We start from the raw sequence: 11,940 nt of genomic DNA, 5'->3' as shown, positions 1-11,940 counted from the left end.
GTACGCTGTCCCTCGTGGCAGATCCAGTGGTGCGCATCCCGGATGCGAAGGTCGCCCTGTCGACGGCCTCGGTCTATCCGGAGTCGACGGCGACGGCCTTCGAGATCGCCGCGCGCCTCGGGTACGACGGTGTCGAGGTCATGGTGTGGACCGACCCGGTCAGCCAGGACCTGGAGGCGCTGCGCCGGCTCAGCGACTACCACCGCATCCCCATCCTGGCCGTCCACGCCCCCTGTCTGCTGATCACACAGCGCGTGTGGTCCACCGACCCCTGGACCAAGCTCAAGCGCGCCCAGGCCGCCGCCGAGAAGCTCGGGGCCGGCACGGTCGTCGTGCACCCGCCCTTCCGCTGGCAGCGCCAGTACGCCCGGGACTTCGTCGAGGGCATCTGGCGCATGGCCGACGAGACGGACGTGCGCTTCGCCGTCGAGAACATGTACCCCTGGCGCTACCGCGACCGCGAGATGCTCGCCTACGCCCCCGACTGGGACGTCACCCGGGACGACTACCGGCACTTCACGATCGACCTGAGCCACACGGCGACCGCCCGCTGCGACGCGCTCCAGATGGTCGACCGCATGGGCGACCGGCTCGGGCATGTGCACCTCGCCGACGGCCGGGGCTCGGCGAAGGACGAGCACCTCGTCCCCGGCCGCGGCACCCAGCCCTGCGCCGAGGTGCTGGAACGCCTCGCCCGGACCGGCTTCGACGGGCACGTCGTGATCGAGGTCAACACCCGGCGCGCCCTGTCCGGCGCCGAACGGGAGGCCGACCTCGCGGAGGCCCTCGCCTTCACCCGCCTTCATCTGGCGTCCCCGGTGAAGGTGCCCCGGCCGTGACCGAGGCCGGACCGGCCCCGGACGGGCCGGGCACGCGACGCCGCGGCCGCCCCCCGCGCACCGAGTCCGCCGGCACCCGCGAGCGCATCCTGGACGCGGCCCGCGAGGAGTTCTCCGAGCGGGGCTACGAGAAGACGTCGGTACGCGGCATCGCCAAGGCCGCCGGGGTCGACCCGGCCCTCGTCCACCACTACTTCGGCACCAAGGAGCAGGTCTTCGAGGCGGCCGTCGAGGTCGCCCTCGTCCCCGCCCTGAAGGTGCGGGACGCCGTCCTCGCGGCACCGCTGGACGACGTAGGCGAGCGGATGACCCGCTTCCTGTTCGGGCTCTGGGAGAACCCGGCGACCCGTAAGCCGCTGCTCGCGATCGTCCGCTCCGCGGTCACCAACGAGGTCGCGGCCACCGTGTTCCGCCGCCTCGTCGCCAGCCAGTTGCTGCGCCGGATCGCCGGGGAGATCGACGCGCCGGACGCGGAGCTGCGCGCCGAGCTGGCCGCCGCGCAGCTCGTCGGGATCGCGATGATGCGGTACGTCATCAAGATCGAGCCGATCGCCTCGGCCGACCTGGAGCGGATCGTCGCGCGCGTGGCCCCCGTCGTCCAGGGGCACCTCACCGGCCCCTGAGGCCCGTACGGCCCTCTCCGCGAGACATCCGTCCCGTATGGCGGACGCCTCGTCCCGCCCACTGGATGACCGGCGTACGCTCATTGAGAGCCCTATCTGTCTGAAGGAGCGAGCGACGATGCCCGAGCTGAGGTCCCGCACAGTCACCCACGGCCGCAACATGGCGGGCGCCCGCGCCCTTATGCGCGCCTCCGGTGTACCCGGTGCGGACATCGGCCGGAAGCCGATCATCGCGGTGGCGAACTCCTTCACCGAGTTCGTGCCCGGCCACACCCACCTCCAGCCCGTCGGGCGGATCGTCAGCGAGGCGATCAGGGAGGCCGGCGGCATCCCCCGCGAGTTCAACACGATCGCCGTCGACGACGGCATCGCCATGGGCCACGGCGGCATGCTCTACTCCCTGCCCTCCCGCGACCTCATCGCGGACAGCGTGGAGTACATGGTCGAGGCACACTGCGCCGACGCCCTGATCTGCATCTCCAACTGCGACAAGATCACCCCGGGCATGCTGAACGCCGCCCTGCGGCTCAACATCCCCACGGTCTTCGTCTCCGGCGGCCCGATGGAGTCCGGCCGCGCCACGCTGGTCGACGGCACGGTCCGGACCCTCGACCTGGTCGACGCGATCTCCGACGCCGTGAACGACAAGATCTCGGACGAGGACATCCTCCGTATCGAGGAGAACGCCTGTCCGACCTGCGGGTCCTGTTCCGGCATGTTCACCGCCAACTCGATGAACTGCCTCACCGAGGCCATCGGCCTCTCCCTGCCGGGCAACGGCTCGGTCCTCGCCACGCATACGGCCCGCAAGGGCCTGTACGAGGACGCCGCCCGCACCGTCATGGACATCACCCGCCGCTACTACGAGCAGGACGACGACACCGTCCTGCCGCGCAACGTCGCCACCTTCGCGGCGTTCGAGAACGCCATGGCCCTCGACATCGCCATGGGCGGCTCCACCAACACGATCCTGCACCTGCTGGCCGCCGCCCAGGAGGCGGGCGTCCCGTTCGGCCTGGAGGAGATCGACGCCGTCTCGCGCCGCGTCCCCTGCCTGGCCAAGGTCGCCCCGAACGTCGCCAAGGACCGCACGTACTACATGGAGGACGTGCACCGCGCCGGCGGCATCCCCGCCCTGCTGGGCGAGCTGTACCGCGGCGGCCTGCTCAACGAGGACGTCCACTCCGTCCACAGCCCGTCGCTGTCCGACTGGCTGAAGACCTGGGACGTGCGCGGCGGCTCCCCCTCGCCGGAGGCCGTCGAGCTGTGGCACGCGGCCCCCGGCTGCGTCCGCTCGGCCGAGGCGTTCTCCCAGTCGGAGCGCTGGGCGGCCCTCGACGAGGACGCCGAGGGCGGCTGCATCCGCAGCGTCGAGCACGCCTACTCCAAGGACGGCGGCCTCGCGGTCCTCAAGGGCAACCTCGCCGTCGACGGCTGTGTCGTGAAGACCGCGGGCGTGGACGAGTCCATCTGGACCTTCGAGGGCCCGGCCGTCGTCTGCGAGTCGCAGGAGGAGGCCGTCGAGAAGATCCTCAACAAGCAGGTCACCGACGGGGACGTCGTCGTCATCCGCTACGAGGGCCCCAAGGGCGGCCCCGGTATGCAGGAGATGCTGTACCCGACGTCCTTCCTCAAGGGCCGCGGCCTGGGCAAGACCTGCGCGCTGATCACCGACGGCCGCTTCTCCGGCGGCACCTCGGGCCTGTCCATCGGCCACGCCTCCCCGGAGGCCGCGTCCGGCGGCACCATCGCCCTCGTCGAGGACGGCGACCGCATCCGCATCGACATCCCGAACCGCACGATCGAACTGCTCGTCGACGACGCCGAGCTCACCCGCCGCGAGCAGGCGCTGAACGGCGTGTACGCGCCGAAGAACCGCGACCGCAAGGTGTCGGCGGCCCTGCGCGCCTACGCGGCGATGGCCACCAGCGCGGACAAGGGTGCGGTGCGCGACGTCTCGAAGCTGGGCTGACCCGCACGGCGAGAAGCCGTGTCGAAGGGGCCGCCTCCTCGGGAGGCGGCCCCTTCGCCGTGCGCGGGCCGGCTCACCAGGCGCCGGGGGAGCGTGCGTCGACCGCGAAGACCGTGCCGTCCGGGGCGCCGGCGTGGACACGGCCGCCGGCGAGCGCGGGCACCGGCAGGTCGGCGGTGGCCGCCGCCGCGTCCGGGTTCAGCCGGGGGTCCGTCTGGCCGACGAGCCGCCCCTTGCCCGCGTCCACCGCGAGCAGCCGCCCGTCGGCCGCGCTCAGGTACACGCGCCGGCCGTCCGACACCGGCGCCGAACCCTGGCTGACGCTCGTCTGCACCGACCACCGCTGCCGTCCCGCGCGCAGGTCGACGGCCACCAGGGAGCCGCCCGTCCCCAGCAGGTAGACGGTCCCGTCGTGCACCCCGGCCTGCGCCTGGGTGAGCGACTCCGACAGGGCCACGCGCCGGGTCGCGCCGGACGCCGGGCTGTAGCGGACCACAGCCGTCGCCTCGCCGTAGCCTCCGTCGCCCGCGACGAGGAAGACCTCGCCGTCGGTGGCGCCGACCGGTGTCAGGGCGCCGTCGAACGGCGCGTCCCAGCGCACCTTGCCGTCCTTCGGGTCGATGGACCGCACGCGGGTACGGGTGCCGTCGGCCGACGTACCCGCGACGAAGAGCCAGGGGTTCCCCGGGAACGAGACGGCGTACGCGTCACCCAGGCCCGGTATCCGCCGCTCCCACCGGGTCTCGCCGGACGCGCTGTCGACGCCCCGCGCCGTGCCGTCCGCGCCGATCAGCACCAGCATGTCGCCCGCGAACCGGAACCCGCGGTACGCCGACACGTCCAGCTCCCAGCGGGGCTCGCCGGACGCGGGGTCGATCGCCTCCACATGCCGGCCCGCGTGGGTCACGACGTGCGCGAGCCCGGCCGAGACCTCGGGCGCGCGGCCCGGCGCATCACCCTTGGCCAGCTCGTACCGCCACAGCACCTGACCGTCGGCCGGGTCGAGCGCGCTGACCAGCCCCGGCTGCGCACACAGCAACCGCCGGTCCTCGTGCGCGCACCGCGGCAGACCGCCACCCTTCGGGGACGGCTTCACGGCCCAGGGCCGGACCGCCGACGCGGCGGCGGGCCTGCCCGCACCCGCCTCACGCTTCGGCCCGTCCACGCCCCCCGGCCACAGCACGGCACCCGCGGCGACGCCCAGCGCCACCACGGCCGCCGTCACCAGGGCCGGCCGCCCCCGCCTGGCCGTCCGGGGCCGCCGCGACCCGGCGGACCTTCGCTGGGACCGGGGCTCGGGCTCGGGGGCCCGCTCCTCGCCCGTGCGCTGCGCCGGTATGAACGCCTGCGTGTCGTACGACGCCGCCACGGACCGCAGTTCCCGCATCAGCTCGTCCGGAGTGGGCCGGTCCTCGGGCTCCTTGGCGAGACAGCGCAGCACGAGCGGCGCCAGGTTCTCCGGCAGCCCGGTCAGATCCGGCTCGTCATGGACGACCTGGTAGGCGACGACGTACGGGCTGTCCGAGTCGAACGGCCCGCGCCCCGTCGCCGCGTGCACCATCACCGAGCCGAGCGCGAAGACATCCGCGGCGGGACCGACCTCCCGGGGCCGCCGGAACTGCTCCGGCGCCATGAACGGCGGCGTGCCGATCAACTTGCCCGTCTCGGTCCGCAGTTCGCTGTCCTTTGGCCGAGAAATACCGAAGTCGATGACCTTCGGGCCGTCGTCGGCGAGCAGGACGTTGCTCGGTTTGAGATCGCGGTGCACGACACCGACCCGGTGGATGTCCCGCAGCGCCTCCGCCAGCCCGGCCATCAGCCGCCGCAGCTGCGCGGGATCCATCGGGCCGTTCCGCTTCACATGGTCGGAGAGCGTCGGACCGGGGATATACAGCGTGGCCATCCACGGCCGTTCGGCCTCCGGGTCGGCGTCCACCACCGGTGCCGTGAAGGCCCCGCTGACCTTGCGCGCCGCGCCGACCTCCTGCCGGAAACGGCCCCTGAACTCGGGGTCCTTCGCGAACTCGGCATGCACGACCTTGACGGCGACCTGCATGCCCGACGTGCTCCTGGCCAGGTGGACGACACCCATGCCCCCGGCACCGAGGGGGGACTCCAGGCGGTAGTGCCCGGCGTACTCGGGAAGTTCCGCTTCCGCGCCCGCCCCGATGTTGTGCCGTGACGCCATGGGACCACCCCCGTGCTGTTCGTCCACGCGCGCGACGCACGGAGCCTAGTCGATGATGCGTGCGAGACGGAGGCGGCTTGCTAGTGTTCGCGTTCGATGCGAGTACGCCTGTTTCGTGGCGTGATTTGGGGGAATCAACGGGGCCCCACGATCGTCGTGGGCTCCAACGGGGGGAGTACCTATGTCTGTCGACCGTGCCGAAATGACGAACCGCGGCGAGGACGACGCCGTCACCACGCTCGAGGCCGCCGCGGCCGTGACCTACTACCCGGTCGCGCCGGGCGTGCGCCTCAACGTCCGCAGCGGCCCCGGCACCAGCTACCCGATCGTCAAGGTCCTGCCCGAGGGCGCGCAGGTCGCGATCTACTGCCAGCGGCCCGGCACCAGCGTGACCGGCCCGTACGGCACCTCGGCCATCTGGGACAACATCGCCAACGGCGAGTACGTCTCGGACGCGTACATCAGGACCGGCAGCGACGGCTACATCCGGCCGCGCTGCTCGTAGCGAGGGCTGGGCGAGGGTTTAGGTGAGGACTCGGCCGAGGTCCGGGCAGGGGCTGCCGCAACCAGGTGGCCCCTCCCCGGCCCCCGGCCCCGCCCGGCCACGGCCCGCGCCGGGCCGGGCCGGGGCCATAATCGACGCGTGAGCGACACGAACGGCACCCCGGCCACGCCCGCGGGCTCCTCGGGCCCCCGCCCCGAGCCCCTGCGTTTCTTCGGCACGACCTGGGTCGAGCACGACCACGGCTACGCGCTCCGCCGCCTCGGCGTGGCCGCCGGCTCCCTGGCCGCCGCGGCCGCCGCCTGCCTCGTGCTGCGCTTCGCCTACGAGGGCATCGCGATCGCCGGCAGCGGCAGCTTCGTGACCGTCCTGGTCGTGGTCATGTTCGCGGTCTGCAGCGCGCTCGCGTTCCGCCACACCTGGGACGGCTTCACCAAGCGCCCCGACCCGGACCGCCAGGCCGGCCTGCGCGGTCTGCTCACCATCGGTTTCGTCGGCTCCCTCCTCGCCTACTTCTTCCGCTCCCTCGTCGAGGCCCCCGGCGAGAAGCTGCACCGCCAGGAGTACGAGACCGCCCGCAAGCGGCACGAGTCCCGTACCACCCGCCGCACCGGCAACCCGTCGAAGCGCAGGCGCCGCACCTGACGACGCCCGCGGCGCCTCGACGACCTCGAGGTCGTCGCAGCCCACCGCGTTCGCCGCGCGGCCCGCTTCCCGCGGTCGCCGGCGACCCTCCGGCCGCCCGGCCCGCGCCCCGCCATCAGGGGGACCATGGCCCCATGACGACCCCCTCCCACGCAGCCCGCGCCCACTCCTTCAACGCCGCCGCCGCCCAGTACGCGGCGAACCGCCCCTCCTATCCACCCGCCCTCTTCCACGCGGTCGAGGAACTCGCGGGGCGGTCCCTGACCGGCGCACGGGTCGTCGACGTCGGCGCCGGCACCGGGATCGCCACCGCCCTGCTGCACGACCGGGGCGCCGACGTGCTGGCGGTGGAGCCCGGCGCCGGCATGGCGGCCCAGTTCCGCCACAGCCACCCCGGCCTCCCGCTCGTGCGGGGCGACGGCGACGCCCTTCCCCTGGCCACCTCCTCCGCCGACTTCCTCACCTACGCCCAGGCCTGGCACTGGACCGACCCCGCCCGCTCGGTGCTGGAGGCCCTGCGGGTGCTGCGCCCCGGCGGCGCGCTGGCCCTCTGGTGGAACATCACCCCGCTCGACATCCCCTGGCACGTCGAGCAGGCGGTCCGTATCGAGCGCCGCTTCGGCCTCCACTCCGGCGGCCCCGCTCCCGCCGTCGAGCAGCAGGGCAGGGGCGACCGAGCCGCCCGGACCGACCCCTCGGGCCGCCTCGCCTTCACCTCCCGCAGGGTCCGCTGGAGCCGCCGCGTCCCCGTCGACACCCACCTGGCCAACCTCGGCAGCCACTCGGTCTTCCTGGTCCACGGCGCCGAGGCGAACACCGCCTTCTTCGACGAGGAGAGGCGCCACCTCCTCGACGCCTTCCCGGACGGGACCGTCGAGGAGACGTACGACGTGGACCTGGTCGTCGCCGTCACGCCGGCGTCCGAGCGCTGAGAGCCCCCACGGCGCTTGACGCTCCCGCCCCGGCGCGAGCATTATTCATCGCATGATGAATTATGACGCCGCCCGCACCGACCCACCCGACGGCACCCCGGACGAGCCCGCCGTCCGGGCCGACTCCCTCCACGTCGTCCGCGGCACCCGCCAGGTCCTGCGGGACCTCGCCTTCACCGTCCCGCGCGGGCAGATCACCGGCCTGCTCGGCCCCTCCGGCTGCGGCAAGACCACCCTCATGCGGGCCATCGTCGGCACCCAGGCCAAAGTCACCGGCACCCTGGACGTCCTCGGCCACCCCGCCGGACACCCCACCCTGCGCACCCGCATCGGCTACGTCACCCAAGCTCCCTCCGTCTACGACGACCTGACGATCCGCCAGAACCTCGACTACTTCGCGGCGATCCTCGACCCCGGCCGCTCCGCCGCGGACCGGCGCGCCGACCACGTCACCCGCGCCATCGCCGACGTCGACCTCACCAGCCACGCCGACGCCCTGGCCGGCACCCTCTCCGGCGGCCAGCGCAGCCGCGTCTCCCTGGCCGTCGCCCTCCTCGGCGCCCCCGAACTCCTCGTCCTGGACGAACCGACCGTCGGCCTCGACCCCGTCCTGCGCCGCGACCTCTGGGCCCTCTTCCACGACATCGCCGCCTCCCGCGGCGCCACCCTCCTCATCTCCTCTCACGTCATGGACGAGGCCGAGCGCTGCCACCGCCTCCTCCTCATGCGCGAGGGCCGCGTCCTCGCCGACGACACCCCCGAAGCCCTCCGCGCCCGTACGGACTCCGAGACCGTCGAAGCGGCCTTCCTGCACCTGGTCGACGAGGCGGCCGCCGCCGCCCGCGCGAAGGAGACCACCCGATGAGCACCACCGCGAGCACACCCACCCCGCTCCGCCCCGCCCCCACCGGCGCCCTCAGCCCCGCCCGCACCCTCGCCACCGCGGCCCGCGTCCTGCGCCAGCTCCGCCACGACCTGCGCACCATCGCCCTGATGCTCCTCGTGCCCTGCGTCATGCTCTTCCTGCTGCGCTACGTCTTCGACGGCAGCCCGCGCACCTTCGACACCATCGGCGCCTCCCTCCTCGGGATCTTCCCGCTGATCACGATGTTCCTGGTCACTTCCATCGCCACCCTGCGCGAACGCACCTCGGGCACCCTCGAACGCCTCCTCGCCCTCCCACAGGGCAAAGGCGACCTGATCGCCGGCTACGCCCTCGCCTTCGGCGCCCTCGCGATCGTCCAGTCCGCGCTCGCCACCGGACTCGCCCTGTGGTTGCTCGACCTCGACGTCACCGGCAGCCCCTGGCTGCTCCTGCTCGTCGCCCTGCTCGACGCGCTCCTCGGCACCGCCCTCGGCCTCTTCGTCTCGGCGTTCGCCGCCTCCGAGTTCCAGGCCGTCCAGTTCATGCCAGCCGTGATCTTCCCCCAGCTCCTCCTCTGCGGACTCTTCACTCCCCGCGACGCCATGCACCCCGCACTCGAAGCCCTCTCCGACGTCCTCCCCATGTCCTATGCCGTCGACGGCATGAACGAAGTGCTCAGGCACACCGACATCACGGCCACCTTCATCCGCGACGCCCTGATCGTCGCGGGCTGCGCCCTCCTGGTCCTCGGTCTGGGCGCGGCGACCCTGCGCCGACGGACGGCCTGACCCCCCGCGCCCCCCACGTCCCGCCCACCGGACACTCCACCGCGCGCCCCGCCCTCCGGTGCGAGGATGAACCCGGACGACGCAACCCCCGGAGGGCACCCCAGCCATGACCCAGAAAGTCGCAGTCCTCGGCACCGGCAAGATCGGCGAAGCCCTGCTCAGCGGAATGATCCGCGGCGGCTGGACCCCGGCCGACCTCCTGGTCACGGCCCGCCGCCCGGAGCGCGCCGAGGAACTCCGCTCCCGCCACGGAGTCACCCCGGTCAGCAACGCGGAAGCCGCCAAGTCGGCCGACACCCTGATCCTCACCGTCAAGCCGCAGGACATGGGCACTCTCCTCGACGAACTCGCCCCGTACGTCCCCGCCGACCGCCTCGTCATCAGCGGCGCGGCGGGCATCCCCACCTCCTTCTTCGAGTCCCGCCTCGCCACCGGCACCCCCGTGGTCCGCGTCATGACGAACACCCCGGCCCTCGTGGACGAGGCCATGTCGGTCATCTCCGCGGGCAGCCACGCCGGCGAGGCCCACCTCGCCCACGCCGAGGAGATCTTCGGCGCCGTCGGCAAGACGCTCCGCGTGCCGGAGTCCCAGCAGGACGCCTGCACCGCGCTCTCCGGCTCCGGCCCGGCCTACTTCTTCTACCTGGTCGAAGCCATGACGGACGCCGGCATCCTGCTCGGACTGCCCCGCGACAAGGCCCACGACCTGATCGTCCAGTCCGCGATCGGCGCCGCGACGATGCTCCGCGACAGCGGGGAGCACCCCGTCAAGCTCCGCGAGAACGTGACGTCCCCCGCCGGCACCACCATCAACGCCATCCGCGAACTGGAGAACCACGGCGTACGAGCAGCCCTCATCGCCGCCCTCGAAGCCGCCCGCGACCGCAGCCGCGAACTGGCCTCCGGCAACAGCTGACGCCCCGGGGCCGCCCGGCACCGGGCGGCCCGACTACGCGGTCACCCCGATATCGGCGACGGCGGCACCGTCATCCGCGGCCGCCGGCAGCAGCCCGATCGCCCGATACGCGGCATCCACGGTCGGCCGGGCCATCGCCCGCGCGCGCTCCGCACCATCCCGCAGCACCCCCTCCACATAGCCGGGATCCGCGCACAGCTCCCTGTGCCTCTCCTGCACGGGCCTCAGAGCCTCGACCACGGCGTCCGCGGTGTCCCTCTTCAAAGCCCCGTACGTTTCATATACACCGCTCAGCTCGGATGGGTTCCCACCCGTGCACGCCGCGAGGATCTCCAGCAGGTTCGCCGGACCCGGCCGCGCCTCCGGGTCGTACACGACGTCCCGGGCGCTGTCGGTGACAGCCCGCATGATCTTCCTGCGCACCGTGTCCGGCTCGTCGAGGAGATAGACGATGCCCGGCCCCGAGTCATCGCTCTTGCCCATCTTCGAAGCCGGGTCCTGAAGGTTCATCACCCGCGCCGCCACCTGCGGCGCCGTGGCCCGCGGCACCACGAACGTGTGCCCGTACCGCTGGTTGAACCGCACCGCGACATCCCGCGCGAGCTCCACGTGCTGCGTCTGGTCGTCCCCGACCGGCACCCGGTCGGTCCCGTACGCCAGGATGTCCGCCGCCATGAGCACGGGATACGTCAGCAGGGACAGCCGTACGCTCCCGCCCCGCACCCGCTCCCGCGCCGCCTTCTCCTTGTACTGGATCATCCGCCGCATCTCGCCGTCCGTGGCCACGCACTCCAGCAGGTACGACAGCCGCGCGTGCTCGTCCACATGGCTCTGCACGAAGACGGTGCACAGCCGGGGATCCAGCCCCGACGCGAGCAACAGCGTCGCCGCCTGCCTGCTGAGTCTGCGCACCCGAGCCGGATCGTGGTCCACGGTCAGCGCGTGCAGATCCACGACACAGAACAGGGCGTCGGACTGGTGCTGATCCACTGCGGCCCACCGCCGCATCGCACCCAGGTAGTTCCCCAGCGTCAGGTGCCCGGTCGGCTTGATCCCGCTGAAGACCCGCGTCATCTTCTCCACCTCCTGGTCGAGGCCGCCGTCCCGGCCGGCCGACCCTCAGAACCTCAGGAGGGAGAAACGAGAACGGCCGCCGGGGCGGCGGCCGTGTGTGCGCACGTGACATCGGCCGCCGTCAGGCGGCCCACCAAAACTGGCTGTACGTGCGCGTCGTCATGGTCGTCAGGGTACGCCCGCAGGGTGCCGACCGCAGCGAAGTTGACACGCCCCACGCCCATCCGTAGTGTTCTCCGAGTTGTCCGACGTGAGCGCCGACCCCGGTCGGTCCCCGGACAGCCACTCCATAAGTACCAACCATTCTCCGACGACAGTCGTCCGGCTGCCGTCGTGTCATTGGCGCGCGTATTTACGGAATGAGGAATCCGCGTTCGAAAGGACGCCGGCCCTCGATTAGATCGGGAGCCAGGAATCCGCTAAAGTCTCACTCGTCGGAACGGCCCAACGGCCGCGAGGACGAACCCCGCTGACTGGGGATCAGACCGGAAAAGGATCTGGTAAAGTCGGAACCGCCGGAAAGGGAAACGCGGAAGCGGGAACCTGGAAAGCACCGAGGAAATCGGATCGGAAAGATCTGATAGAGTCGGAAACGC

The 11,940-nt window shown here is 72.4% G+C and carries 11 protein-coding genes; 9 read left to right on the top strand and 2 right to left on the bottom strand.

Annotated features, from left to right (window positions below):
* Positions 1-14: 14 nt before the first annotated feature.
* From ABZ899_RS14095 to ilvD, 3 genes are all read left to right on the top strand, one after another.
* The gene (locus tag ABZ899_RS14095; RefSeq protein WP_361345277.1) at positions 15-839 is read left to right on the top strand and encodes a sugar phosphate isomerase/epimerase; all 825 of its coding nucleotides are present in this window, start codon (positions 15-17) and stop codon (positions 837-839) included.
* Positions 836-1,462, top strand: a complete 627-nt coding sequence (locus ABZ899_RS14090; protein ID WP_361345275.1) for a TetR family transcriptional regulator — start codon at positions 836-838, stop codon at positions 1,460-1,462. The genes ABZ899_RS14095 and ABZ899_RS14090 overlap by 4 nt, the downstream gene beginning before the upstream one ends.
* 118 nt (positions 1,463-1,580) lie before the next feature.
* Positions 1,581-3,434 (top strand): dihydroxy-acid dehydratase, encoded by a 1,854-nt coding sequence (gene ilvD / locus ABZ899_RS14085; RefSeq protein WP_361345273.1) that lies wholly within the window; start codon positions 1,581-1,583, stop codon positions 3,432-3,434.
* Positions 3,435-3,507: 73 nt separating this feature from the next.
* Here the strand turns inward: ilvD and ABZ899_RS14080 are convergent, their stop codons facing one another.
* Positions 3,508-5,622 carry a serine/threonine-protein kinase gene (locus ABZ899_RS14080; RefSeq protein ID WP_361345271.1) on the bottom strand — a complete coding sequence of 705 codons (2,115 nt, stop codon included), beginning with the start codon at positions 5,620-5,622 and terminating at the stop codon, positions 3,508-3,510.
* Positions 5,623-5,803: 181 nt separating this feature from the next.
* Between ABZ899_RS14080 and ABZ899_RS14075 the strand changes: the two genes are divergently transcribed.
* From ABZ899_RS14075 to proC, 6 genes are all read left to right on the top strand, one after another.
* Complete coding sequence (locus ABZ899_RS14075) at positions 5,804-6,127, top strand: SH3 domain-containing protein (RefSeq protein ID WP_361345269.1); 324 nt, start codon at positions 5,804-5,806, stop codon at positions 6,125-6,127.
* Positions 6,128-6,265: 138 nt separating this feature from the next.
* Positions 6,266-6,769: an EamA/RhaT family transporter gene (locus ABZ899_RS14070; RefSeq protein ID WP_361345267.1), complete on the top strand. Its 504-nt coding sequence runs from the start codon at positions 6,266-6,268 to the stop codon at positions 6,767-6,769.
* 134 nt (positions 6,770-6,903) lie between these two features.
* Positions 6,904-7,701: a class I SAM-dependent methyltransferase gene (locus ABZ899_RS14065; protein WP_361345265.1), complete on the top strand. Its 798-nt coding sequence runs from the start codon at positions 6,904-6,906 to the stop codon at positions 7,699-7,701.
* Between the two features lie 52 nt (positions 7,702-7,753).
* A complete protein-coding gene (locus ABZ899_RS14060; RefSeq protein WP_361345263.1) occupies positions 7,754-8,566 on the top strand; it encodes an ABC transporter ATP-binding protein in 813 nt (270 codons plus the stop codon).
* Positions 8,563-9,354, top strand: a complete 792-nt coding sequence (locus ABZ899_RS14055) for an ABC transporter permease (protein WP_361345261.1) — start codon at positions 8,563-8,565, stop codon at positions 9,352-9,354. Before ABZ899_RS14060 ends, ABZ899_RS14055 begins: the two co-directional genes overlap by 4 nt.
* A 106-nt stretch (positions 9,355-9,460) precedes the next feature.
* Positions 9,461-10,270: a pyrroline-5-carboxylate reductase gene (gene proC / locus ABZ899_RS14050; protein WP_361345259.1), complete on the top strand. Its 810-nt coding sequence runs from the start codon at positions 9,461-9,463 to the stop codon at positions 10,268-10,270.
* Between the two features lie 33 nt (positions 10,271-10,303).
* Here proC and trpS read toward each other — a convergent pair whose 3' ends face one another.
* On the bottom strand, positions 10,304-11,344 hold the full coding sequence (gene trpS, locus ABZ899_RS14045; RefSeq protein ID WP_361345257.1) for a tryptophan--tRNA ligase: 1,041 nt from the start codon (positions 11,342-11,344) through the stop codon (positions 10,304-10,306).
* Positions 11,345-11,940 lie beyond the last annotated feature (596 nt).

It is taken from the genome of Streptomyces sp. NPDC046859, assembly GCF_040645135.1.
Taxonomy (GTDB): Bacteria; Actinomycetota; Actinomycetes; order Streptomycetales; family Streptomycetaceae; genus Streptomyces.
Note: the sequence above shows the minus strand (reverse complement) of the source record. Positions and strands in the feature narration are given on the sequence as shown.

Bases quoted from the DNA above. Each gene is read 5' to 3' on its own strand.
- ilvD (WP_361345273.1), top strand. From the start codon at position 1,581: ATGCCCGAGCTGAGGTCCCGCACAGTCACCCACGGCCGCAACATGGCG.
- ABZ899_RS14080 (WP_361345271.1), bottom strand. From the start codon at position 5,622: ATGGCGTCACGGCACAACATCGGGGCGGGCGCGGAAGCGGAACTTCCC.
- ABZ899_RS14075 (WP_361345269.1), top strand. From the start codon at position 5,804: ATGTCTGTCGACCGTGCCGAAATGACGAACCGCGGCGAGGACGACGCC.
- ABZ899_RS14065 (WP_361345265.1), top strand. From the start codon at position 6,904: ATGACGACCCCCTCCCACGCAGCCCGCGCCCACTCCTTCAACGCCGCC.
- ABZ899_RS14060 (WP_361345263.1), top strand. From the start codon at position 7,754: ATGATGAATTATGACGCCGCCCGCACCGACCCACCCGACGGCACCCCG.
- ABZ899_RS14055 (WP_361345261.1), top strand. From the start codon at position 8,563: ATGAGCACCACCGCGAGCACACCCACCCCGCTCCGCCCCGCCCCCACC.
- proC (WP_361345259.1), top strand. From the start codon at position 9,461: ATGACCCAGAAAGTCGCAGTCCTCGGCACCGGCAAGATCGGCGAAGCC.
- trpS (WP_361345257.1), bottom strand. From the start codon at position 11,344: ATGACGCGGGTCTTCAGCGGGATCAAGCCGACCGGGCACCTGACGCTG.